Source organism: Streptomyces sp. ADMS (genome assembly GCF_033441795.1).
Classification (GTDB): Bacteria; Actinomycetota; Actinomycetes; order Streptomycetales; family Streptomycetaceae; genus Streptomyces.
Genome location: NZ_JAVFVX010000062.1, coordinates 1 through 20,014, shown reverse-complemented (window position 1 = coordinate 20,014; position 20,014 = coordinate 1). Strand labels below are relative to the sequence as shown.

Below are 20,014 nucleotides of genomic sequence, written 5' to 3'. Positions count from 1 at the left end.
AGCGTCAGGTTGCGGCCGCGTCGGAGTCCTGGGCCGTCTTCCTGGCCCAGGCGACTTCGAGCTTGCCGGTCGGAGTCCGGGGCAGGGCGTCCATGAGGACGACGGAACGCGGCACCTTGTAGCCGGCGAGGCTCCGGCGGGCCCAGTCGCGCAGTTCCTCGCCGGTGACGGCGGTGCCCGGCGGGACCGCGACGACGGCTGCCACCCGCTCGCCCCAGGTCTCGTCGGGGACGCCGACGACGACGCAGTCGGTCACACCGGGGTGCGTGAGCAGGACGCTCTCGACTTCCTGGGGGTGCACCTTCTCCCCGCCCGTGTTGATCACGCCGGAGCCGCGCCCGAGGAAACGGATCGCACCGTCGGCCTCGAGCCGGGCGAGATCGCCGGCGATCGCGTACCGGACCCCGTCGATGGTGCGGAACGTCGTCGCGCTCTTCTCGGTGTCCTTGTAGTAGCCGAGCGGCATGGGCCCGCGGAAGGCGAGATACCCGGTCTCGTCGCTGCCGGGTTCGACGAAGCGGTCGTCCGTGCCGATCACGCGTGTCGCGGATACGGGGAAGAAGCGGGCCGGCAGATCTCGTACCGACGAGGTGATCGCGAAGGCGAAAGGGCCTCCTTCGCTCGACGCGATGGCGTCGATGACCGTCACGTCGGCACGTTCGTGCAGTGCCCTCTTGAGCGGATCGCCGAGAGCGGTGCCGGAGCTGAGGATCCTGCGCACGGAGCGCAGGTCGTGCGGCGTCCCGGTCTGTTCCGCGCGGACGAGTTCGTCGACGAGCGGTCGGCACACGGCGTTGCCCGCGATGATGACGGTGCCGACCCGCTGTTCGGCGATCGTGCGCCAGACGTGTTCCGGGTCGAGACCCCCCGGCCGCGCGGTGACTGCCCGGCCTCCTGTCATCAGGGCGCCCATGGTGTTGAACAGTCCGGTGGCGTGCATCAGCGGCACAACGGGCATGGTGATCGGCGCCCCGCCCCCGTGGTGGGCCTCGGTCGCGATGGCCACGGCCTCGTCGAGGGTCGCCGGGAGGTCGGTGACACCGAGCGGGTGGAAGATCGGGACCACGAGGGAGTGCAGCAGATCGCTCTGTCGCCACACCACGCCCTTCGGTTTGCCCGTGGTCCCGCCGGTGTACATGAAGAGCCGGTCCGAGCCGGGCCGCGGCCGCGGCGCACGTGGTGCGTGCGCCGCCAGCAGGTCCTCCAGCTCGGGCACGTCGGGCCCGGCAGGGCCGTCGGCCGGCGGATCGCCCGCTCGCACGAGCAGCTTCAGCGTGGGCACGTGACCGGCGGCGTGCGTGACCCGGTCGGCCAGGGCGCCGCTGAAGACGAGCGCGGCCGCGCCGGCGTCGGTGAGGAGTTCGGAGAGTTCCTCACCGGTGTAGCGGTAGTTGGCGTTCACCGGCACGGCGCCGAGTTTGAAGGCGGCGAAGACGGCCTCCAGGTAGGCGGCTCCGTTGTACAGGTAACAGGCCACGGTGTCGCCCTGCCCTACCCCGGCCCTCTCCAGTGCCTCGGCCAGCCGTGACGCGCGCTCGTCGAACTCCCGGTAGGTGGTCTCACGACCGGGCTCGGCGACGGCGACGGCATCGGGCAGCGTCCGGGAGACCGCCTCCCAGATCGTGCCGATGGACACGTCCATGCCTCAGACCTCCTCGTCCTCGGGGGTGTGCACAGACCGCCTGGCCGTTCGCACCTGTCGGGCGGCCCGCGGATCCGGCGGGGGAGCAGGCCGGATCCGCGGGTGCCCTCCTCAAGGTAGACAGCGGCTCTCTCCGCGGGAACGCGCGCAATGACTCAACCGGCGCGGCGCTTCGACCGGGCGGCGATCACGTCGAATACCTGGCGGTGAACAGGTCGAATGACGTAGACCCGCTCCGAATGCACCGGGCTACGATGCTCTGGCCGACCGTCGGTCGCCCCCCGTCCGCCCACCAGCCGCCCGATCTGCCGACACCTTCGACGCCGGCCGCGTTGCCTGCTTCGACGTGTCGACGTCGCACGGCGGTTTTCAGGGCTGGGTTCGTCGCTCGTCAGCGATGACGATGATGAGGAGATCGGTCATGTCCGGTTCGCCGTCGCCGCTCGTGTGCTGGGACGATGTCGCCGCCGTCGCACCGGACGGGCTCGCGGTCCTGGACTGCGCGGGCCGCTTCGTCCGGCTGAACCCGGCGGCGGTCGCGTTGTGCGGCGCGGGCGAGGAGGCCGACCTGCTCGGCACGTCGGCCCCGTTCGCACAGGTGGAGGGGGCCGCCACCTGCCACGTGGGTCTGCTGGAGCACCAGTCGGACGAGCAGGTGGCCCACTGGGTGCCCGCCTCCGGAACCCGGCGCGAGTTCGCCTACCGGGCCCGCGGCCTGCCGGCCGACCCCAGATTCACGATCGTGTCGTTCCGCGACGTGACCGACGAACGGCACCGGCAGCGCAGGATCGCGGCGATCGCCCAGACGTCGATCGCCCTGGCCTCGGAGGGATCGCTCGGCTCGACCCTGGACGCCGTGGCCCAGCAGATCGTCCAGGCCGACGGACTGGCCGGCGCGCAGATCCTCACCCTGGACGACACAGGCCGGGAACTGCGGCTGATGGGCTCCGCGGGGCTGCGGCACTGGGACGCGTTCCTCGACCGTCTGCTGGAGTGCCAGGACCGGGGCGCCCGGCTGAGCATGCTGGACGCCTTGAGGGAGCGCGAGCCGATCGTCGTCCCTCACCGGTGGGCCCAGATCCTCGCCGACCCGGCCTGGGAACCGCTGCACGCCTACCTCGGCGAGCTGAACTGGGACTCCTTCGTCAGCGTCCCGCTGATGGCCCGCGGCCGTCCCGAAGGAGTGCTGAACGCGTACTTCGCACCCGGACAGGAGATCGGCGGCCGGACCCTGGAATTCCTCGCCGCCATGGCGGAACAGGCCGCCCTCGCCGTCGACTACGCCGCGCTGCTGCAGCGCGAGCGCGAAGGGGCCCGTCGCAACGAACGCCAGCGCCTGGCCCGCGATCTGCACGACTCGATCGTCCAGCAGGTGTTCTCCATCGGCATGCAGGCCAATGCCGTCGGAGTGCTGGGCGCGCGTGGCGAACCGGTTCCCGCGGAGGCCGTCCGGGCCTTCGCGGAGGAGATCGGAGTGCTCTCGCAGACCATCCGCGCCGACCTCCGGGCGATGGTGCACGAACTGCGCCCGTCCTCCTCCACCCGGCTCGGGCTGGAGGACGCGGTCAGCGCGCTCGTCAAGAGCACCGAGAACCGGACGGGTCTCGGCATCCGGCTGCTGTACGGAAAGGAAGTGACGGATGTCGAACCGGAACTGGCCGAGGACATGTACCGGATCGTCGCGGAGGCCATCCACAACGTGGTCAAGCACGCGGAGGCCACCACGGTCACCATCCGCCTCGGTGTACGCGACCACACACTGACCGCGAGCGTCCGCGACGACGGTCGCGGACTGCCGGAACCCGGCGAGCGAGGGACCCCGGCGGACGGGGAGGGCGGCCGGACGGCCGGTACTGCCTGGGACCACGGCTACGGCTACGGACTGACGACCATGCGGGAAAGGGCGGAACGATGGGGCGGCACCATGAGGATCAGATCCCGCGCGAAGAGCGGTACGACCGTGCGGATCGTCGTTCCTCTCCCCGTGCGGGTGCCGGAGCCGCCTCCCACGGCCTTGGACGGCTCCCGGAGCGACCCACCGGCGGTGCCGCTCCGGAAGGCACCGGGCCCCGTGCCATCCGAGTGCTGATCGTCGACGACCACGCTGTCGTACGTCGCGGAATCCGCGCCTATCTCGAGGTCCTGGACGACATGGAGGTGGCCGCGGAAGCCGCGGACGGGCAGGAGGCGCTCACCAGGCTGGACTCGATGGCAGCACATCGGGAGCTCCCGGACGTGGTGCTTATCGACCTGCTGATGCCGAAGCTGGACGGAGTGACGGCGATCGGGATGATCAAGAAGCGCCACCCGCAGGTCCGGGTCGTGGTACTGACCAGTTTCGGCGAGATGGAACGCGTCCACGCCGCACTGGAGCAGGGCGCCGCCGGCTACCTGCTCAAGGACGCCGAAGCGGGCGAAGTGGTCGCCGCCATCCGCGCGGCGGCCTGCGGCGAGGTCTTCCTCGATCCCGCGGTGGCCAGGGGACTCACCCAGGAGATCGTCTCTGCGCCGACCGGCCTCGCCTCGCTCACCGGCCGGGAACGCGATGTCCTCGTCCTCGTCGCCGAAGGGCGGTCGAACCAGCAGATCGCCGACGAACTGGTGATCAGCGAGCGCACCGCCCGCACACACGTGAGCAACCTGCTGCGCAAACTCCGTCTCACGTCACGGACCCAGGCCGCACTGCTCGCCGTACGGCAGGGACTGGTGCCGCCGCGCGGCTGACTGCCGTGGCGGAGTCGTGCCATGGGGACGATCGCCGTGCCGACCGCGACGGATGTCCCGGACCGGCCGGGACACAGGTCGGCGGCAGGTGCCGTCATCGGCGGGATCCCTGCGGGCCCTGGCGTTCTTACGCTCAGGGAGTCGCCGTACCGGCGCCCAGCTCAGGAGGACATCATGCTCGACGGCCGAGTCGCCATTGTGACGGGAGCGGGCCGAGGCCTGGGACGGGCCTACGCCCGCGCGCTGGGGGCGGCGGGGGCCGCCGTCGTCGTGAACGACCTGGACGCCGAGGTGGCCGAGGAGACGGCCGACGCGATCACGGGCGCGGGCGGAGCGGCCGTCGCCCATGTCGGCGCGGTCGGCGGTTCCGAGTTCGCCGACGCGTTGGTGCGGCGGGCGGTCGACGAGTTCGGCCGCCTCGATGTGATGGTCACCAACGCCGGCGCGCTGCGCGACAGAACCCTGCGCAACACCACCGACGACGACTTCGACCTCGTCGTCACCAGCCATCTGCGTGGCACGTTCACGTGCGGCCGTGCCGCGGCGGCCCGCTTCCGCGAACAGGGCGGGGGCGGCCGGCTCATCCTGGTGGGGTCCCCTGCCGGACAGCGGGCCAGCTTCGGCCAGACCGCGTACTCGGCGTCCAAGGGGGCGATCGTCGCGATGACACGTACCTGGGCGGTCGAGCTCGCGAAGATCGACGTCACCGTCAACGCCATCGTGCCGACCGCGCTGACCCGCATGGTCGCGACCATGCCCACCCTCGGGGACCTGGTCGCCAAGGTCGACGCGGGGGAGCCGGTTCCCGAGGCGGCCCGGCGGCAGGGCCTGGGATCGCCGGACGACGTCGCACCGGTCATCGTGTACCTGGCGTCGAAGGCGTCGGTCCACGTCACCGGACAGGCCATCGCGGCCGGGGGCGACCGGATCGGCCTGTGGACTCACCCCGGCGAAGTCGAGCAGCAGTTCCGGCCGGGCGGCTGGACCACCGAGTCGGTCGGTGAGCTGTTCGCCGGTGCCTATGTGGACCGGCTCCAGGAGTTCAGGCCCACGCCGCTCGATCTCGAGGCCATCGAGAATGCGTGACGGCGGCCATCGAGCAAGCGTGACGCACACCGGACGGATGTCCGTTCGGGGCCCGTCGTCTCAGGCGTGCGGTACCGCGGAGGTGCGAGCGAAGTCAGCGCTGATGTCTCCCGCGGTCTGCAGCAGCAGCGGCAGATGCGCCTCCACGAGCCGCTCGACCGATGTCTCGGCCGCGTGGCAGTTGACGTTGAGAGCCGCGAGGACCCGGCCGGAGCCGTCCCGCAGCGGGGCCGCGACCGACCGGATGCCGGGCGCCAACTGTTCGTCGGTCAGTGCCCATCCGCGGGCCCGTACCTCCCGCAGGACCGCGTCACGTTCCTCCCGGTCGGGCTGCCAGCACGGCGTCACCCCCGAGCGCGAAGGCTCGGCGAGCACCCGCGACAGTTCATCGGCCGACAGAGCCGCGAGCAGCACTTTACCCAAGGAGGTCGGCAAGGCCGGGAAACGCGTTCCGATCCGCACTGACAGCGTCACCAGCTTGGGGACGGCCACCCGGGCGACGTAGATGATGTCCGATCCGTCCAGCTGGGCCACGGAACACGACTCGTTGGTCCGCTCCACCAGCCGCTCCATATGAGGCCGCGCGATGTCCCACAAACCCATGGACTGCACGTAGGCGACCCCGAGTTCGAGCACTCTCGGGGTCAGCGCGAAGCCGATCTCGCCCGAACGGACATAGCCGAGTTCCTCGAGGGTGAGCAGAATCCGGCGGGCGGTCGGCCTGGCGAGTCCGGTCGCGCCGGCCACCTGGGACAGTGACATCTGGGCTTGCCCGGGCCGGAACGCGGCGATGACCTCCAGACCCCGGGCCAGCGCCTCGATGAAATCCGGTCCTGCTCCCTGGCGTGGCACGTGACTCCTCGGCTGCGGTCCTGCTGCGGTACCCGCCTCAGCCTAGCGGGGGTGTCCGTGATGCGGACAAGGTGTCCTCCTGGGCTTCTCCCCGTCGAGGTGTTGACGCGCCCGTGCGCGTGCAGTGACTCTTTCTTCCGCCTGTCCGTCATACGGATATCTGTCCGTTGACCAGGACTCAGTTGACGTTCCACGTGCACTCCGCCTTCTGTGCACGGTTCTCAGCCTTTCCTCCACTTGATCCCCTGGAGAGCCGCATGTCCGAGAAACTCGAAACAGAACCAGCGCAGACCCGGGCGGACACCGTTCGGACCGGACTGTTCATCGACGGCAAGACCGTCGAGACCGACAGCTGGGCAGCCGTCCACGACCCGGCCTCTCCCGGCCGGATCGTGGGTCATGCCGCCGCGGCGACTCCCGACCACGCCCGCGCGGCGGTGACGGCCGCGGACGCGGCGTTCCCCGGCTGGGCCGCGACGCCCGCCCGGCGACGAGCGGAGATCATCGGTCAGGCGCTCACCCGGCTCGACGACAGCGCGGCCGAGCGAGCGGCCCTGATGACCCGCGAGAACGGCAAGATCGCCTTCGAGAGCCAGGTCGAGATGGGGGTCTTCGTCGCGAGAACCCGGGCGGCGATGGACCTGGTCGACTCCCTCGACCGGGTACGGCTCCTCGACGGCCCGCCGCTGACCTCGCACGTCCACCGGCTGCCCATGGGCGTCGTCACCATCATCGTGCCGTTCAACTGGCCGATCGCGATCCTCGGCGCGAGCCTGCCGTACGCGCTGCTGGCGGGGAACACCGTCGTGGTCAAGCCCCCGCCCACCGTGCCGCTGGCCATGGTGCGCACCCTGGAACTGTTCGCCGCGGGACTGCCCGACGGCGTGCTGAACGTCGTGACCGGCACGAACGAAGCGGTCGCCCCCCTGCTCACCGATCCCCGAGTCCGGAAGATCGTCTTCACCGGCAGCACGGCCGCCGGCAAGCACATCATGGCCGCCGCCGCACAGAACCTCGCCTCGGTGACTCTGGAACTCGGCGGCAACGACCCCGCGATCGTCCTGGACGACGCCGACCTCGGCCAGGAGCACATCGGACGGCTCGTCCAAGGCGTGTTCCTGACGAGCGGCCAGGTCTGCATGGCGGTGAAGCGGCTGTACGTCCACCGGTCCCGCTACGGCGAACTCGTCGACGCACTCGCCGCCGCCCTCGGCACCCAGCGGGTGGGCCCCGGCTCCGACCCGGCCTCGACCATGGGCCCGCTCAACAGCGCCGCCCAGCGCGACAAGGTCACCGCCATGCTGGCCGAGGCGGCCGACGCCGGAGCCGAAATCCGTGAACTGGGCACCCTGGCCCCCGGCGCCGCCTCCTCCGGAGGACACTTCCTGCGCCCCGCACTCGTCCTCGATCCCGACCCCGGCCTGCGGATCGTCACCGAGGAGCAGTTCGGCCCCGCCCTGCCGATCCTGCCCTTCGACGACGTCGATTCCGTACTGGACCAGGTCAACAACGACTGGTCGGGGCTGTGCTCCTCGGTCTGGAGCGCCGACCCCGCCCGCGCGGCCGCCTTGGCACAATGCCCTTCGGCGGCGTCAAGCAGTCCGGCTACGGACGCGAATCCGGCCCGGAAGCGATGGAGGCGTACACAAGGACGAAGTCCGTCATCGTCTCCCTCGCATGAACAGGTCCGGGCACCCGCCGCGGCCGTTCACCGACCTTCCGGCTCCGCCGAATGGCAGCCGTACGATGCGCAGTCGTACCGCAGCGGAGGCGGTTGCGAGGCAGGGCTACCCGCTGTCGATGCGGGAGATCGGCAAGGCCGTGGGCCTCGTCGGTGAGACGGTCAACAGGCTGAAGATGATCTCCCATCGCGGATTTAGGCCAATCCCGCGCAGCAGCTCCGAGATCTCGACTCGGCGAGCCGCACCCGGGCGCCGAGCTCGTTCAGGGTCAGCCCCCTGTTCATGTGGGTCTCACGCATCGGTCCCAGCCAGGCGCGGTGGGCACTGCTTCGTTCTTCCGCGATCGGCCCCAGCTTGCGGCCGGGCCGTGCTCGTGCCGGCCGCAAAGGTGGTGGTGCGGGCGGCTCGAAGGACGTGGTCACGGGGCGCCGCCCTCCTTGTCCGGGACCGCCGCCACGCGGTGTCCCGAGGCCGGTGCGGTCTGCTGCCGCGCCGCGAGAACTATCTGATGCATCGTCAGCCCGAGGGCCGGGGCGAGTGTGGCGATCGCGGCCACCCGGCCCATCACCACCATCACCACGCTTGAGGCGAACACCGTCGCCGTCGCCGTGATGATCAGGACTTGCTTGTTCATCCGCACTCCTTCAGGGTCGGCCGATGCCCGGGCGGCCATCCGGAAGCCGCCAGGGTCCCCGGAAGGCGGGTGCCGAGGCCGCAGCCGGGGAGGTCAACCAGCATGGCCACAGAAGGATTTGCTACGCCACGTGATCGTGAATCACGGAACAATGACAGTCACGGGACGGCACGTTGGCGAGCAGACCATTCCGGCGCAGGTAGCGCCCAACACGGGGCGCCTCAGAGTGGATGTTCCCGGTTTTCCTTGCAATCGGACCGCCCACCCCCGGCAATGGAACCAGGACACCCCTGGCGTCGGCCTTCCATCCGGAAGGGCCGGCTCCCGTGCCGAGAACAATGGTGAGCGAGCATCTGACTCTCGCCTGGCTGTGACCGTACGCGGCTGCGCGATATGCAGGACGATGCGCTGCAGCGCCATGCCACCAGTTTCGTCGTGGAGCCGGCCGCGGTGCTGGGCGGCATCGAGGTCTCAGACCGGCCCACCTACCTGGCTCGGTACTCGGCGAGGTCGCCCCAACAACGCCACCGGGTACACCGTTCCGCGTCCGGCACCCCGCCGGTTCCCTCACCGTCGAGTTCGACGTGAATGGCCCCCGCCCTGCAGATCCGCAGAGCGACCCAGGGAACCCTCGGATGTCTGTTTCTACAGGTGAGAACATTGTGCTGAACCTCTGAGGGTTCCGGCACTGCCTGTGCAAGGGCTCTCAGAAGGCGTTCGGTCACCTTCACGCGTCAAAGAGCGGGATCCGACGACCTGGAGAGGGGGGCCGGATCGCTCAGCGGGTTCAGGCAGACGCCAGCTTCCGGATGCGCGGATGGTTGTCCAACGCCCACCGCACGGTCTTCGGCGGGCATCCGAGCAGGGTTTCCAGTTGGTCAGTGGCTCCGCGGTATCCGCCGCCGCCCATCAGCCGGGTCAGGGTCTTCAGGTGCTCCGCGGTGTGCGGGAACGCGGCCAGGGCGGTGTCCACGTAGGTCTCGTTCCAGGTTTCGACGTCTACGGGAACGTAGACGACCCGGCGTCCCAGTACGGCCGCGTAGTCCTCCGAGAACCCGTGCATGTCCTTCATTTCCGGGCCGTTGAGGTCGTAGGACTTCGAGATGTGCGGCTCCGGGTCGGCCAGGATCCTCACGCACAGCTCCGCCACGTCGTAGCCCGCGATGGGCGCGAGCCGGTGGGGGCCGAAGGGCAGGCGCAGTTCGCCGTTGGCCAGCGGCTCCAGCGCCAGCCAGGTCATCAGGGGGTTCTCGACGAACATGGCCGCCCGTATGTTGACGGTCGGGAGGCCGGACCACTCCAGTACCTGTTCGGCGACCCAGTGGGCCCGTTGCTGCGGCGACCAGTTGGCGACGAGTCCGCCGAGCCATGCACGCCGCTCTTCCTCCGGCGCGGTCATCTTCTCGAACGTCATGAACGACTGCTCGTACTCGGAGATGTTGACGAAGACCTCGATGTCGCCCTGGGCCCGTGCCGCGGCGGCCATCAGGCTGACGGCGTCTGTGTAGTACGGCGACAGGCTCATGCTGAAGTAGATGCGGCGGACGCCCTTCAGCGCGGCGCTCACGTCGGCGATGGTGAGCAGGTCACCGACGAGGACCTCGGCCCCGGCCTGGCGGAGCGCATGCGCGCGTTCGTCGTTCTGGCGCACGAACGCGCGCACCGGGTGCCCTTGTTCGAGCAGCATGTCGACCATCGTTCGGCTCACACCGCCGACTTCGCCGGCGGCACCGGTGATCAGGATGGGATTGCGCTCAGGCATCAATGTGTCCTCTGTCTGGTGGGGGGAGTCAGTCGTTGAGAAAGCCACGAGGCGGATGCCGCGTAACGTCATCGGGACGCGGAGTGGTCGATGCGGGTGAGGAAGTCAAGGAGTGCGACGTTGACCTCGGCGGGACGCTCCTGCTGTGTCCAGTGCCCGCAACCCGGCAGCACCACCGGGCCGTGCAGTTGAGGCGCGACAGCGGTCAACGGATTCTCCGATCCGCCCTGGCCACGGAAGATCTCGCCCAGCGAGGGGCCCCCGCCGGGGGGACGCAGCGCGGTGACCATGTCGCGGTCTCCCACCACGTACAGCGCGGGGACATCGATCCCGCGCCCCCGGAACGGCGCGAGCAGCTCGTTGTTGCGTTCGATGTTCCGGTACCAGTTGAAGGCCCCGGTGAACGCCCGCTCGCCGTGCAGGGCGAAGTCCTCGGCGTACGCCTGGATGTCGTCCTCCGTCAGCCAGGCCGGGAGGGCGGGCGACTCCGGCATGGCGTCCAGGAGGCCCAGACCGTCGGGTACGACCAGCGGGCGGGGTTCCTCGCCGAGCGGATTGTCACCGGAGGCGCCGACCAGCATGCGGCGGAAGGAGTCCGGGATGTCCTTGGCGAACTCCGCGTCAGCGACTCCCGGCTGCTGGATGTAAACCTGGTAGAAGCCCTCGCCGTACTGGGTGCGGGTGATCGAGGGCGGGACCATCCCGCCGGGCAGGATGGGCGGAATGCTGAGCCCGGCCACCGCACGGACCTTGTCCGGGCGCAGCATCGCCGCGGTCCAGGCGGCGGGTGCGCCCCAGTCGTGGCCCACCACGACCGCCTGCTCCTCCCCGAGTTCCTCGATCAGGGCGATCACGTCGCCGACGAGGTGGAGCAGGGTGTACGACGCGACGTCCGGCGGTTGCTCGCTGCGGGCGTAGCCGCGCTGGTCGGGGGCGACGACCCGGTACCCGGCCGCCCCCAGAGCGCCGAACTGGTGACGCCAGGAGTACCAGCTCTCCGGCCAGCCGTGCAGCAGCAGGACCAGCGGTCCCTGCCCCCGCTCGGCGATGTGCAGCCGGACCCCGTTCACGTCGACGAAGCGGTGGGTGAGCGGACTCTCCACGCGGATCTCCTTGAAGTGCGTAAGTGTGGGCTACTACTTCGCCAGCTGGGCGTACATGGCTTCCAGGTCGGCGGACAGCTGGGACTTGACCCAGCGGGTGGTGTCGTCGGCCAGCACCTCGTGCGCTCCCGCCTCGATGCCGTCGAGTGCGGCCACGGCGATGTCGCGGGGGTCGGCCTTGGGCGCGTCGACACCCGACGTCATGTCGGTGTCCACGTAGGCCATGTGGAGCCCGGTCACCGCGATGCCGCGCGGCTGCAACTCCAGGCGCAGGGAGTTGGTCTGCGACCACAGGGCGGCCTTGGAGGCGCCGTAGGGCGTGCCGTCGGCCAGCCAGGACAGGGCGGAGTGGGCGTTGAGGATGTGTCCTCCGCCGTTGCGCTCGATGACCGGCACGAAGGCCCGGGTGACCAGCAGCGGCCCGTAGAAGTTGGTCTCCAGATCCCGGCGCACGTCCTCCATCGGGGAGTTGAGGTACGAAGCGCGGACGGAGGCCCCGGCGTTGTTGATCAGGATGGTGACGTCCTGGGCCTGCTCGGCGGCGGCTGCCACGGATGCCGGGTCAGTGGCCTCGAGCGCCAGCGGAACGGCATCGGGGTGAGTCACCGTGCGCGGGTCACGGGCCGTGGCGTAGACCTTGCCGGCCCCGCGCGCATAGAGCTCCTCGACCAGCATCTTGCCGATGCCACGGCTGCCTCCGGTGACGAAGACGCCGGCGCCCTTGATTGCTGTCATGACTACCTCCACGAAGGTGAAAACCGATCGGTTTCACCACCGTAAACCGATCGGTTTTGTGATGCAAGTCGGGTTGCGCGGCGGATGACCACGGCACGCGGGGTCGGGGGCGCTCAGGCTTCAGGGGCTGGCTGGCCTCGTGTCCATCGGCGAAGTCCGTACTGGCCGGGCGCAGGCCGGTGAAAGCCGCGAGTTCGCCGACAGTGATCGACGTGGCCTGGCTGGATCTCAGGCGGGGTTCAGCGGAGTGACGTGAGGAGTGGCGTGCCGTACGGCTCGGTGTCGCCGACGTGCTCGGCCGCGCGCCCTTGCGAGCCGGCCTGGGGTCGGCGACCAAGGACGGCCCGGCTGCCGGCGGCGCAAGGACAGCTCAAGTACGCCGGGCGGGTCGGCGAGGCGCGCGACGACAGGGAAGACAGGCCCGATGACCCCGAATACCTTTGTGGCGACGCGGCCTCGCGACGAGAGGCCCGGTCCGCGGGGGCCGGCGCGCGGCCCCGTACAGACCGGTCACGCATTCTGCGTGAGCTGGAGCCCACGTACCAGAGTCGCGGGATGATCGGGCCCCTGCTCCGGCCCTCCTTGTTTCGACTGTCGCCGCCGCGACACCGCGCCGGTCGCCGAGCGCCTCGACGCCGCGCGCAAAGGCGACCCGGTCGCTGGTGCGTTGGGAGGGAAACGGGTGAGGCCCGTGGGTGACGGTCAATCCCGCGACTGTGACGGCTCGACGGACGTAGTGCTGAGGGTCACCCTGTGCGAGATGGAGTCGCCCATGTCCGCCGTGTGGATCTCCGGTGCTTCTTATGGGACCGGCACCACCGGCAGGACGATGCGGGAGGGTCGGGCTGGGTCGTGGAAGACGCGCTGGCGGGCCACTCGGGCCATGGTCGCGCTCTCCTCCGGCTCGCCCGTGCTGAGGTTGCGGTCCCAGCGGGGGAAGTTGCTGGAGGTGACCGGGACCCGTATCCGGTGTCCCGCCCTGAAGACGATGCTGGTCGACCACAGGTCCACGACGTGCTCTGCCGGCTCGCCCGGTGTCGCCGCGCGCACCCGCACGATGCCGTCGGCCACGTTGAGGGAGACGCCGTTCTCGTCGACGTCGCACAGGCGGGCCACCCAGTCGGTCGAGGGTCCGTCCGTGGCGGCGAAGAGCACCGCCCGGACCCGGCCGGTCACCTCGACGTCCTCTGTGAGCGGTTCGGTGGTGAAGACCAGGACGTCCTCGCGCGCCTCGACGGCCGCCTGGTCGAGCGGTCCGGGACGGAACTCGTCGGCGTTCAGGAGCCCGCCGCCCATGAGGAGCGCTCCGCCGGTGGTCGGTACCGGGTCCATGGGGTCGTAGGTGAACTCCTCGGCCTGCTCGGCGGTGGACGGCGGCTCCTGCGTCAGGCGTCCGTCGGCGCGCAGGTGGAAGTCCGTATCCACGGCCCGCGACAGGGGCCATTCCGTCTCCTCGCGCCACTGGTTGATGCCCATGACGAACAGCAGCACCGTGCCCGTGTCCGGCTCCACAGCTCCGCCTTCGCCGCCTTCGCCGCCTTCGCCGAGGGTGCGCCGGAACCAGTCGAACTGCATGTCGTGCAGGCGTCCGCGCATGCCCATGAAGTCGGAGTGCGCGCCGAACCCGAGGTTGACGTCACCGACCATGTGCCGCCAGTTGGTGTGGGTCCACGGGCCCATGACCAGCGTGGCGGACCGGCCGGCGCGGCGCATGGCGGTGAAGTTGTCGAGCGTGCCCTGGCCGAAGATGTCGAACCAGCCGCCGACCTGGAAGGTGGGCAGATCGACCTCGCCGTGCCGGCCCGCGACAGTGCAGGACGCCGCCCACTCCGGCTCGCGCCGGGAACGCTCGTAGCCCAACTCGGGCAGGTCGTGCCGGGCGAACGCGGGAACCGCCCGGCGGGCAGCTCGCCGTAACTTGCGGGGTGCTTGAGTGCGGGCAGGCGTCAGCCGGCCAGCTTGTTCATCTTGCGGATCTGCTTGTCGAAAACCTGGGCGGGAGCGACGCGGCGCAGTATGCGCGCGCGTCCGGCCAGGGGGCCGGCGGTGTAGCGCAGCCTCGGTTTGGCGTCGGTCGCCGCCGCGACGATCGCCTTGGCGACGACAGCGGGCGCGTCGCCGTCCCTGATCGCCTCCGCCATCACGCGGTCGACGCTGAGCCGTTGCTTCGCATAGGCCTGCAGGGGCGTGTCGGGCTTCGCGCTGTTGGCCTCGAATCCCGTCTTGGTGTAAGCGGGTTCGACGATGAGCGCACGGATGCCGTGGTCGCGGACCTCGTGGTCCAGGGACTCGGTGTAGCCCTCGATCGCGTGCTTGGAGGCGGCGTAGGCGGCCATGTAGGGCTGGGGCAGGAACCCGAGTACGGACGAGATGTTGATGATGCGCCCGCGTCGCTGAGCGCGCATGTACGGCAGGACCTCGTTCACCATGCGCATGACCCCGAAGACGTTGGTGTCGAAGACGGACTGGGCCTGCTCGACAGAGGTTTCCTCGGCCGCACCCATCGAGCCGACGCCGGCGTTGTTGACGAGGACGTCGATCCGCCCGAACCGCTCGCTCACCTCCTGGACCGCCGCGGAGACCGAGGCGTCACTGGCGACGTCGAGCCCGAGGAACGTCACGCCGTCGAGCGGGGTGACACGTGAGGTGTCACGGCTTGTGCCGACCACGTCGAATCCGGCTGCGACCAGGGCGAGCGCGGCTGCCTTCCCGATGCCGGATGACGCACCCGTCACGAGTGCCACCGGCCGGTTCGTCGTCATCATGGATGCCTTACTCGTCAGAAACTGATCAGTTTCCATCCACAGTAAACTGATCGGTTTCCAAGCGCAAGCTCAAGTGCCAACCGATCCGGGCCGCGCCAGCGTCTGCACGCTGAAGCCGATCGGGCTGCGCGGTGACCGCGGCGTCTCGCCCAACGTGGGGCGGAGCGCTGTTTGTGACGCGCGACAGGCAGGAGCCCCGGCTCATGGCGGTCGGCCGCCACAAGGCCCTGCGGACCAGCGCCCGATCAGGCGCCTTGCCGGCAGACGCAAACCGACCGGCGCCTTGAGGCCATGGGCGCTGCTCCGGCTGCCGGAGTCGGGCATCACCCCGAAAGAGCGCTTCGGTCGCCGATCCTGCTCGAAGACGGGGCCGATCAGTACATGCCTGCCGCATCGAGCAGGGTGGTCACAGTGGGCGCGATGAGTCCGGTCAGATTGTCGGCGCGGATCCCCGCGCGGGCGCTGGCGCCGTCGAAGACCAGGATGAGCTGCCGGGCCAGCAGGTCGGGGTTGCTCGCCCCACCCCGTTCGGCCTCGGAACGGAAAAAGGCCGTCAGGTCCGCTTTGATCTGGTGGGCCACCCGGCTCGCGGGGTGGGTCTGATCCTTGAGCTCGATCTGCACAGCCAGGTACCGGCAGCCCCGGAACTCGGCCGCACCCGCCTGCGACTCCACCCGCTCGAAGACGTACAGGATCCGCTCGCGGGGGGAAAGGCCATCGTCCGCCGAGGGCAGGGCCCTAGCCACGAAGGCAGCGGCACGCTCCTTCAGGCTCGCCGCCAGCAGTTCGTCCTTGCTCTCGAACAGCTGGTACATGGAACGCTTCGACACCCCGGCCGCCTTGCACAGCGCCTCGACGCCGATGCCGACGCCGTCGCGGTAGGTGAGAGTGGCCGCGGCCTCCAGCAGCCGCTCCCGGGGGCTTTGCTTCACTTCGGTAGTCATACCGCGAGGTTAACTCGAATCGGACGAAATAGAAACCGATCGGTTTCCGCGCGGAGTGTCGGGGAGATGCCCGCCGCCGGTCGGACACCTGCAGGCCACTCAGAGGCTCGGCGACGGTCCCGGGGGAGAGACCGTCGCCGAGCCCTGATGGTGCGCGCGCCTCCCGTCCCCACGGGGCGACTCACGCCGGGGCCACTCCGAGTAATGGCCCCGTCCTTGGTGGGCCGCCCTTCCGCTACGCCGGGGCAGCGGTCTTCTCGGGCTCCGTCCCGGCGGGGATGCGGTGCAGCCCCTTGCGGTCGTACCAGCTGGTCATGCCGAAGCCGAAGAGGGCGGCTGCCGCGAGGCCGACGGCCATCATGACCCAGCCCCGGGTCAGACCGGCGTCGGCCTGGGCGTCGTAGTAGAGGATCGAGCGGATGCCGCCGGTGATCTGCCGCAGCGGTTCGAACTCCGCCAGGAAGCGGTAGAAGCCGGGCAGTGCCTGAAGCGGCGTGGTGGCGTTGGCCGTCGGCACCGCCATCCCGATGAAGACCAGCGTGACCACCAGCATGCCGGGCGTGCCGAAGACGGCGAGCAGGGTGAGCGCACCGATCCCGGAGACCGCGATGGCGCACACCGAGAACAGCCACAGCAGCGGCAGATGGGCGGCGTGCATCCCCATGAGGCCGACCGCGCCCACCATGACCAGGCTCCCCATCAGCAGGGACAACCCGGCCATGAGAGTGCTGCTGATGGCGAGGGTCTGCACCCGGGTCGCCCGGATGAGCGGGCGGTGCAGGCGCAGCGGGCCCATGTCGTTATGGGTGTAGCCGAGGGCGTGGTCCACCTGGCCGCTGATGACGTTGGCGGAGAGCATGCCGCAGACCACCAGGACGAGCGCGTAGTAGAACGCTGTCAGGCCCAAGCCGCTGTGCGAGTCGAGAGGATGGCCGTCCTCGACGGTGACGGCGGCCGGGTCGGCGAGCAGGACGCGTGCCGCGGCGGGCAGCTTCCCCTGCCCGGCCCCGCCCTGGGACGTGAGCCCCTCGCCCACCTGGAGCGAGGCACTTTCGGCCGCCTGCGTCGTCACAGTCCGGGCCAGACTGGAGCCCACACTGCCGGCGGACTGGTTGGTCAGTACCGTCAGCGTCGGACGGGTCGGGACCCCGGTGGTCGCGGCACTGGTGAGTGCATAGGTGGCGGAGGTGAAGTCGGCGGGAACGACGAGCGCGCCGTACAGCTTGCCCTTGCCGAGTTCCTCCTTCATCTCCTTCTCGTCCATCACCTTCCAGTCGATCTTGTCCCCGCTCGTGGTGGACCTCTTGATCGACTCGGTGATCCGAACCCCCAGGTTGACCTGCTCGCCACCAACAGCGGCCCCCTTGTCGGCGTTGACCAGGCCGACGGGCAGATTCTTCATGTGATCGACGGGATCGATGTTGGCCCCGACGTAGAACACGGTGAACAGCAGCGCGAGGACGCCCGTGATGACGCCGTTGGCGATCCACAGGGGTTTGGCGCGCAGGACGCGGAACGGGTGAATCCCATTCATGACTTACTCCGGTCTCGGACAACACGCTCGTATCCGGAGAAGGGCGGACAGCTTCATTGCGGTCCGGTGACCCTCGGAACGTTCAATCTCGGCACACACGGCCGTCGACGCAGAACCGGGGACGCAGCACCCCGCCGGGACTCCGACTGATGAAACCGATCGGTTTCAAGCTCATCGTAAACCGATCAGTTTACAAATTCCAAGTCGAGACGCCGGCCCACACCCAGCAACGCCAGGAAGCCGCGTGCCGGCGCCACCGGCGGCTCGGGGTGTGTCCCGGCGTATCGCCTCGAACCCGAGTGATCCCAACGCACGGATCAGGGCGTGTTCGATCCGTCGTATCAAGCCGCGCGGTCCTAGCTCGCGTACGTTCAGCACGAGATACCCGATCAGCTGCCCTGGCCGTGATAGGTGGCGTGACCTCCCCGGTCGACTTCAACCAGGCTGATCGGTGAAGCCGGTACTGGCAGTTGGTCGGCCGGTGTCCGCGCCGCGTAGGTGATCACGGGAGGGTGGGTGAGCAGAAACAACCGATCCCCGGTACGCCCCTGCTTCCGCTCGGCCACCCAACCGGCCATGTCGGCCTGCGCCACCTCATACGGCACCTCACCCAGATCGACCCGCTCCATCTCCCCTGGCTGCATTACCTCTCCTGTGCCTTCGAGACGACGTCGCCTCGCGCCGCGCATGCGAAAACGAGGACGGTCCCGGAGCGGAGAGCGCCGCCAACGAGGCGATACCAGGCGGAGCCGCCGCGAGGGTCAGCGCTCTCATCGAGAACATGGGCTGCCAGATCTCCGACGCGTCGCCGCACCGCCCCGCACTCGCCGAAAGTCTCGCGGCGCTGAGCCGCCTCGGCACCGACTACACGGCCGACGACCTCATCCCCTACGCACGGCTCGCCACCTCCACCGCCGATTTGGACTTCGCGCAGTTCGAGGAGATCGAGGACCGCATCGCCCTCGCCGAGCGGGCGGTGGTCCTCACCGTGCTGTTCGAGCCGGTCTCCGGCTGCTGCGGGCCCAGGAGGACGCGAACCACCGTCGCCATGATCGCCGTTCATGCGGGCGGGGCGAGCATCCAGAGGAGTGAGTCCCCAGCAGTGCACCGCCGGCACCCCCCGCTCGCGACGGCAGCGAGGGCCGAAGTGCCGCGGGTGTAGGCACTTCGGCCTCTCGGGAGGGTTCAGCCCGTGGTGACGGGGACCCGCTCGTCGGCGGTGTCGTCGGCCGGCAAGTCGGTCTCCTTGATGCCGAACCGGTCGTAGAAGCGGGCGAGTGGGCCTGCAGCCCACCAGGCCGCCCTGCCCAGCAGCCTCATGACGGCCGTTCCCAGCAGGACGCGCACCACCAGCACGTCCACCAGGACCGCGAACACCATGCCGACGCCGAACAGCTTGATGGTCAGCACATCGCTCATCCCGATCGCCGCGAGCGGCACGCACATCAGCACCGCCGCGCTCACGACCAGGCGGCCGATGGACTGCAGCCCGGTCGCCACGGCCTCCGTGCTGTCACCCTGCTTGTCGTACTGCTCCCGCATCCGGGCCACCAGGAACACCTCGTAGTCCATGGAGAGCCCGAAGATCAGCGCGAACAGCATGATCGGCATGTTGGGCTCGATGTCGCCCGTCGGATCGAAGCCGAGCAGGTTGTGCAGATGGCCGTCCTGGAAGATCCAGACCAGGACCCCGAAGGTCGCGGACAGCGACAGCATGTTCATCGCGATCGCCTTTAACGGCAGCAGCACCGAGCCGAACACGAGGAACAGCAGGATGTACGTCATGCCGGTCGGATCCTGCGGGACACCGGACGGACTCGGCTGTCGCGTACCCCTGTGCCGCAGAGTGGCTTCGATCGCTTGACCGACCAGGGGTGGATTTCATGGCTGCTGACCGGGCTCTGACTCTGATGGCAGTGCACGCCCACCCGGACGACGAAGCAACGGGAACAGGGGGTGTCCTGGCGCGTTATGCGGCAGAGGGCATCCGACCGGGTCCGCGTTCAGGCAGCGCCCGGGCCGAGGTCGCCCGCTGCACGGCTGGGGTGCGCTCTGATCCAGCGACCAGGCGGCCGCCTGACGCGGGCCGGAGAGGTCACACGAGCCTGACCGGCCCGGCGTCGATCGGCAGGCGGACCAGGAGATAGGGCTTGCGGCGCAGGTCCTTGCCCTCGTGGAAGGGCGACAGCCGGTTGAGCTGGTTGGCGATGGCGTACAGGTGCCGGTCCGAGGCGACGGACAGGGTGTCGACCCAGAGCAGATCGCGTCCCTGGGCGAGGGTCCGGTAGGTGCCGTTCGGGCTCCTGCGCCAGATCGCGTTGTGTTCGAGGTCGCCGCCGTAGAGCCGACCCTTGTCGTCGCTCTCCAGGCCGTCGGCCATCGGCTTGAACCCGAGGTCCTCGACCGTCGCCGCCACCTCGGCGTCCGTGGCCTCCGGATCGGCGAGGGCGTCGGTGGACACGCTGTGCAGTCGGCGGCTGGACAGCGGGCAGTAGTAGAGGCGCGTGCCGTCGGCGCTGAGAGCGATGCCGTCGGAGCCGGTCTCGTAGTG

General features: G+C 69.6%; 17 protein-coding genes and 2 pseudogenes. 6 read left to right on the top strand and 13 right to left on the bottom strand.

The genetic code is table 11. The features are described from left to right. Positions 1-4: 4 nt before the first annotated feature. A complete protein-coding gene (locus RB628_RS25090) occupies positions 5-1,642 on the bottom strand; it encodes an AMP-binding protein (RefSeq protein ID WP_318322781.1) in 1,638 nt (545 codons plus the stop codon). A 421-nt stretch (positions 1,643-2,063) separates the two neighbouring features. Between RB628_RS25090 and RB628_RS25085 the strand changes: the two genes are divergently transcribed. From RB628_RS25085 to RB628_RS25075, 3 genes are all read left to right on the top strand, one after another. Next, positions 2,064-3,731 carry an ATP-binding protein gene (locus RB628_RS25085; RefSeq protein WP_318322780.1) on the top strand — a complete coding sequence of 556 codons (1,668 nt, stop codon included), beginning with the start codon at positions 2,064-2,066 and terminating at the stop codon, positions 3,729-3,731. Next, a complete protein-coding gene (locus RB628_RS25080) occupies positions 3,725-4,366 on the top strand; it encodes a response regulator transcription factor (protein WP_318322779.1) in 642 nt (213 codons plus the stop codon). Before RB628_RS25085 ends, RB628_RS25080 begins: the two co-directional genes overlap by 7 nt. Positions 4,367-4,540: 174 nt before the next feature. Next, the gene (locus tag RB628_RS25075) at positions 4,541-5,452 is read left to right on the top strand and encodes an SDR family NAD(P)-dependent oxidoreductase (RefSeq protein ID WP_318322778.1); all 912 of its coding nucleotides are present in this window, start codon (positions 4,541-4,543) and stop codon (positions 5,450-5,452) included. A gap of 60 nt (positions 5,453-5,512) precedes the next feature. Here the strand turns inward: RB628_RS25075 and RB628_RS25070 are convergent, their stop codons facing one another. Further along, the gene (locus RB628_RS25070) at positions 5,513-6,304 is read right to left on the bottom strand and encodes an IclR family transcriptional regulator C-terminal domain-containing protein (RefSeq protein ID WP_318322777.1); all 792 of its coding nucleotides are present in this window, start codon (positions 6,302-6,304) and stop codon (positions 5,513-5,515) included. A 257-nt stretch (positions 6,305-6,561) separates the two neighbouring features. Here RB628_RS25070 and RB628_RS25065 point away from each other — a divergent pair. Further along, positions 6,562-7,985: pseudogene (locus RB628_RS25065) on the top strand (aldehyde dehydrogenase family protein). Between the two features lie 419 nt (positions 7,986-8,404). On the opposite strand, the gene RB628_RS25060 reads toward RB628_RS25065, so the two are convergent. The 9 genes from RB628_RS25060 to RB628_RS25020 form a co-directional block, all read right to left on the bottom strand. Further along, the gene (locus RB628_RS25060) at positions 8,405-8,620 is read right to left on the bottom strand and encodes a hypothetical protein (RefSeq protein WP_318322776.1); all 216 of its coding nucleotides are present in this window, start codon (positions 8,618-8,620) and stop codon (positions 8,405-8,407) included. Positions 8,621-9,407: 787 nt separating this feature from the next. After that, positions 9,408-10,382, bottom strand: coding sequence for an NmrA family NAD(P)-binding protein (locus RB628_RS25055; RefSeq protein ID WP_318322775.1), 975 nt, complete (start codon positions 10,380-10,382; stop codon positions 9,408-9,410). Positions 10,383-10,450: 68 nt separating this feature from the next. Continuing rightward, positions 10,451-11,485 (bottom strand): alpha/beta hydrolase, encoded by a 1,035-nt coding sequence (locus RB628_RS25050; protein ID WP_318322774.1) that lies wholly within the window; start codon positions 11,483-11,485, stop codon positions 10,451-10,453. A 33-nt stretch (positions 11,486-11,518) separates the two neighbouring features. Then, positions 11,519-12,220: an SDR family oxidoreductase gene (locus tag RB628_RS25045; RefSeq protein WP_318322773.1), complete on the bottom strand. Its 702-nt coding sequence runs from the start codon at positions 12,218-12,220 to the stop codon at positions 11,519-11,521. A gap of 801 nt (positions 12,221-13,021) precedes the next feature. After that, positions 13,022-14,170 carry a CocE/NonD family hydrolase gene (locus RB628_RS25040; RefSeq protein WP_318322813.1) on the bottom strand — a complete coding sequence of 383 codons (1,149 nt, stop codon included), beginning with the start codon at positions 14,168-14,170 and terminating at the stop codon, positions 13,022-13,024. After that, the gene (locus RB628_RS25035; RefSeq protein ID WP_318322812.1) at positions 14,167-14,982 is read right to left on the bottom strand and encodes an oxidoreductase; all 816 of its coding nucleotides are present in this window, start codon (positions 14,980-14,982) and stop codon (positions 14,167-14,169) included. Before RB628_RS25035 ends, RB628_RS25040 begins: the two co-directional genes overlap by 4 nt. Before the next feature lie 377 nt (positions 14,983-15,359). Then, a complete protein-coding gene (locus RB628_RS25030) occupies positions 15,360-15,929 on the bottom strand; it encodes a TetR/AcrR family transcriptional regulator (protein WP_318322772.1) in 570 nt (189 codons plus the stop codon). 235 nt (positions 15,930-16,164) lie between these two features. Continuing rightward, on the bottom strand, positions 16,165-17,463 hold the full coding sequence (locus RB628_RS25025) for an SNG1 family protein (protein WP_318322771.1): 1,299 nt from the start codon (positions 17,461-17,463) through the stop codon (positions 16,165-16,167). Positions 17,464-17,852: 389 nt separating this feature from the next. Further along, the gene (locus tag RB628_RS25020) at positions 17,853-18,107 is read right to left on the bottom strand and encodes a lipoyl protein ligase domain-containing protein (protein WP_318322770.1); all 255 of its coding nucleotides are present in this window, start codon (positions 18,105-18,107) and stop codon (positions 17,853-17,855) included. 137 nt (positions 18,108-18,244) lie between these two features. On the opposite strand from RB628_RS25020, the gene RB628_RS25015 reads away from it, so the two are divergent. Continuing rightward, positions 18,245-18,625: a hypothetical protein gene (locus tag RB628_RS25015; RefSeq protein WP_318322769.1), complete on the top strand. Its 381-nt coding sequence runs from the start codon at positions 18,245-18,247 to the stop codon at positions 18,623-18,625. Positions 18,626-18,648: 23 nt separating this feature from the next. On the opposite strand, the gene RB628_RS25010 is transcribed toward RB628_RS25015, so the two are convergent. Then, positions 18,649-19,248, bottom strand: a complete 600-nt coding sequence (locus RB628_RS25010) for an MMPL family transporter (RefSeq protein WP_318322768.1) — start codon at positions 19,246-19,248, stop codon at positions 18,649-18,651. Between the two features lie 98 nt (positions 19,249-19,346). Here RB628_RS25010 and RB628_RS42690 point away from each other — a divergent pair. Beyond that, positions 19,347-19,550, top strand: a pseudogene (locus RB628_RS42690) (hypothetical protein); the annotation flags it as partial. An 8-nt stretch (positions 19,551-19,558) separates the two neighbouring features. Here the strand turns inward: RB628_RS42690 and RB628_RS25000 are convergent. Beyond that, the coding region (locus tag RB628_RS25000) for an SMP-30/gluconolactonase/LRE family protein (RefSeq protein ID WP_318322767.1) at positions 19,559-20,014 on the bottom strand (456 nt) is incomplete at its 5' end.

Bases quoted from the DNA above. Each gene is read 5' to 3' on its own strand.
- RB628_RS25085 (WP_318322780.1), top strand. From the start codon at position 2,064: ATGTCCGGTTCGCCGTCGCCGCTCGTGTGCTGGGACGATGTCGCCGCC.
- RB628_RS25075 (WP_318322778.1), top strand. From the start codon at position 4,541: ATGCTCGACGGCCGAGTCGCCATTGTGACGGGAGCGGGCCGAGGCCTG.
- RB628_RS25020 (WP_318322770.1), bottom strand. From the start codon at position 18,107: ATGCAGCCAGGGGAGATGGAGCGGGTCGATCTGGGTGAGGTGCCGTAT.
- RB628_RS25030 (WP_318322772.1), bottom strand. From the start codon at position 15,929: ATGACTACCGAAGTGAAGCAAAGCCCCCGGGAGCGGCTGCTGGAGGCC.
- RB628_RS25025 (WP_318322771.1), bottom strand. From the start codon at position 17,463: ATGAATGGGATTCACCCGTTCCGCGTCCTGCGCGCCAAACCCCTGTGG.
- RB628_RS25060 (WP_318322776.1), bottom strand. From the start codon at position 8,620: ATGAACAAGCAAGTCCTGATCATCACGGCGACGGCGACGGTGTTCGCC.
- RB628_RS25015 (WP_318322769.1), top strand. From the start codon at position 18,245: ATGGGCTGCCAGATCTCCGACGCGTCGCCGCACCGCCCCGCACTCGCC.
- RB628_RS25010 (WP_318322768.1), bottom strand. From the start codon at position 19,248: ATGACGTACATCCTGCTGTTCCTCGTGTTCGGCTCGGTGCTGCTGCCG.
- RB628_RS25035 (WP_318322812.1), bottom strand. From the start codon at position 14,982: ATGACGACGAACCGGCCGGTGGCACTCGTGACGGGTGCGTCATCCGGC.
- RB628_RS25055 (WP_318322775.1), bottom strand. From the start codon at position 10,382: ATGCCTGAGCGCAATCCCATCCTGATCACCGGTGCCGCCGGCGAAGTC.
- RB628_RS25045 (WP_318322773.1), bottom strand. From the start codon at position 12,220: ATGACAGCAATCAAGGGCGCCGGCGTCTTCGTCACCGGAGGCAGCCGT.
- RB628_RS25090 (WP_318322781.1), bottom strand. From the start codon at position 1,642: ATGGACGTGTCCATCGGCACGATCTGGGAGGCGGTCTCCCGGACGCTG.